At 59.5% G+C, this 336-nt stretch carries 1 protein-coding gene; it reads left to right on the top strand.

The genetic code is table 11. The annotated features are described in order from the left end of the window. Positions 1–11: 11 nt before the first annotated feature. Positions 12–336: tripartite tricarboxylate transporter permease (locus tag C6558_RS39400; RefSeq protein ID WP_245449391.1), on the top strand; the 325-nt coding region annotated here is incomplete at its 3' end.

The raw sequence follows: 336 nt of genomic DNA on the forward strand, positions 1-336 counted from the left end.
TCGTGCTTGGTTTGCTGTTCGGCATCGTCGGCGCCGACGTTTACACCGGCGTCGAACGATTCACCTTCGGCGTCCCCGATCTCTACGATGGGATCAGTTTCGTCGCATTTGCCACCGGCATCTATGGGCTGTCGGAAATTCTTCGCAATCTCGAACCGAGCGACACACCAAGTCGCTCGGTTCGCGAGATCAGTCGACTGATGCCGTCCCCTTCTGATTTCAAGCGGATGATCATGCCCGCCCTGCGGGGCACGGGCCTAGGCTCCATTCTCGGCGTGCTGCCCGGCGGTGGCGCAACGCTGTCATCCTTCGCATCGTACGCTTTGGAGAAAAAGC

The organism is Ensifer sp. NM-2 (assembly GCF_003024455.1).
Lineage (GTDB): Bacteria > Pseudomonadota > Alphaproteobacteria > Rhizobiales > Rhizobiaceae > Ensifer > Ensifer canadensis.